The sequence below is a fragment of the Stenotrophomonas sp. HMWF023 genome, from assembly GCF_003060985.1.
GTDB lineage: Bacteria > Pseudomonadota > Gammaproteobacteria > Xanthomonadales > Xanthomonadaceae > Stenotrophomonas > Stenotrophomonas lactitubi.
This window is the reverse complement of sequence record NZ_QAIJ01000172.1, coordinates 1,298-3,503: the sequence shown is the minus strand read 5'-3', so window position 1 is coordinate 3,503 and position 2,206 is coordinate 1,298. Positions and strand designations below refer to the sequence as shown.

General features: G+C 68.4%; 2 protein-coding genes. Both read left to right on the top strand.

Annotated features, from left to right (window positions below; translation table 11 throughout):
• The coding region (locus tag DBR20_RS09325; protein WP_258223270.1) for a DUF885 family protein at positions 1–1,876 on the top strand (1,876 nt) is incomplete at its 5' end.
• A 16-nt stretch (positions 1,877–1,892) separates the two neighbouring features.
• Positions 1,893–2,206, top strand: a 314-nt coding sequence (locus tag DBR20_RS22880; protein WP_258223269.1) for a serine hydrolase domain-containing protein, incomplete at its 3' end; no start/stop codon positions are given.

Below are 2,206 nucleotides of genomic sequence, written 5' to 3'. Positions count from 1 at the left end.
GGCCGAAGCAGCGAAGAAGAAGGGCAGCCGCCCCGCCGCCGCGCAGACCCGCCAGGCGGCCAAGCCGAAGGCCCGCGCCGGCACACGTGCCACCCCGCCGGCCCGCGGCAGTTCGGCGCGCCGCGCCGCGCCGCGTCCGGTCGCCCCGGCCCGCGCAGTGCCCAAGCAGGTGCAGCTGGAGCGCTTGTACGACGAATACTGGGATGCCTCCATGCGGTTGAACCCGCTGCAGGCGACCTTCCAGGGCGAGCCGCGCTACAACGACCAGCTGCCCAATATTCTTTCCGCCGCCTGGCGCCAGCAATCGCACGACTTCACCACCGAATGGCTGGGCAAGGTCGAGAAGATCGGCAGCGACGGCCTGCAGGGGCAGGACCTGCTCAGCTACGAGATCTTCGTGCGCGACGCCCGCGCCTCGCTGGCCGCCGAGCGCTATCCAAGCTGGATGATGCCGATCAGCCAGTACTACAACGTCGGCAGCATCATGGCCATCCTCGGCGCCGGTGCCGGCGCGCAGCCGTTCAACACGGCCAAGGACTATGACACCTGGTCGCGACGCTCGCTGGGCATTCCCGATCTGTTCGACCAGGCCATCGCCAACATGCGCCAGGGCATGAAGGCCGGCGTGGTGCAGCCGCGCGACCTGATGGAAAAGGTCCTGCCGCAGCTGGACGCGGTGATCAAGCCGACCGCCGAAGAGAGCATCTTCTGGTCGCCGATCCGGACCATGCCGGAGTCCATCTCCGCCGAAGACAAGGCGCGCATCAGCGCCGAGTACAAGCGCATGATCGAACTGCGCATCATGCCGGCCTACCGCGCCCTGCGTGGCTTCATCGGCACCGAATACCTGCCCGCCACGCGCAGCAGCAGCGGCTTGGGCGCTCTTCCCGATGGCCAGGCCTGGTACGCCAACCTGATCGTGCAGACCACCGCCAGCCAGCAGACCGCCGCGCAGCTGCACGCGCTGGGCGAACAGCGTGTGCAGGAGCTGCAGGCGCAGATCACCACGGTGATGCGCGATGGCAAGCTGCGCAGTTCGCAGGCCAAGCTGCTGCGCAGCATGCGCAACGACCGCCAGTTCCAGTACAGCGACGCCAACGCGTTGCTCAGCCGCTACCGGCAGGTGCAGCAGCAGGTCGATGCACGCCTGCCGCTGGTGCTGGACACCCTGCCGAAGGCGCCGCTGCAGATCCATGCAGTGGAGCCGGAGCGCGCCATGACCGCCGCCGCAGCCTCCTACCAGCCGTCGCCCCCGGGGCAACCCGGCGTGCTGTTCGTCAACACCCGTGACCTGCCCAGCCGCAAGCGCTGGAACGTGCCGGTGCAGTATCTGCATGAAGCCATTCCCGGCCACCACGTACAGCTGGGCCTGCAGCAGGAATTGACCAAGCTGCCGCGCTTCCGCCGCCTCGGTGGTGACCTCGCCTTCGTCGAAGGCTGGGGCCTGTATGCGGAAACCCTGGGCGAAGACCTCGGCGCGTACACCGATCCGTACGACCGCATCGGCTATCTGTATTCGCGCCTGCTGCGCGCCGCGCGCGTGGTCGCCGACACCGGCGTGCATGCGCAGGGCTGGAGCAAGCAGCAGGCCGTGACCTATCTGCAGAAGACCGTGGACATGAGCAGCGACGACGCCAACGCCGAGGTCGAACGGATCATGGCCCAGCCCGGCCAGGCGCTGTCCAACGTGGTGGGCCTGACCACGATCATCGCTCTGCGCGACAAGGCCAAGGCACGCCAGGGTGCAGCGTTCGACCTGCGCCGCTTCCATGCCGAAGTGCTGAAGGACGGTTCGATGCCACTGGATGTACTGGACCACAAGATCGAACGCTGGCTGGCCCAGCCGGCCGCGGCAACACCAGCCCCCGCACCCTGACCGTCACGGAGCTGCCATGCGCGCTGCCGCCCTGCTGTGTATCGCCGTCCTCGCTGTGCTGCCGTCGATCACCCTGGCGGCGGCACCGCTGGCGCCGCCGGATGCAGGCATCGATGGCCTGATGCAGGCCTACGATGGGCAGGTGCCGGGTGCGGCGGTGCTGGTACTGCACGACGGGCAACCGGTATTCCGCCGCGGCTACGGGTTGGCCGTGGTCGAAGATGGCAGCGCCGTGACGCCGGCCAGCAACTTCCGCCTGGCCTCGGTCAGCAAGCAGTTCACTGCTGCCGCCGTGCTGTTGCTGGTCGAGGATGGCCGCCTTGCGCTGGA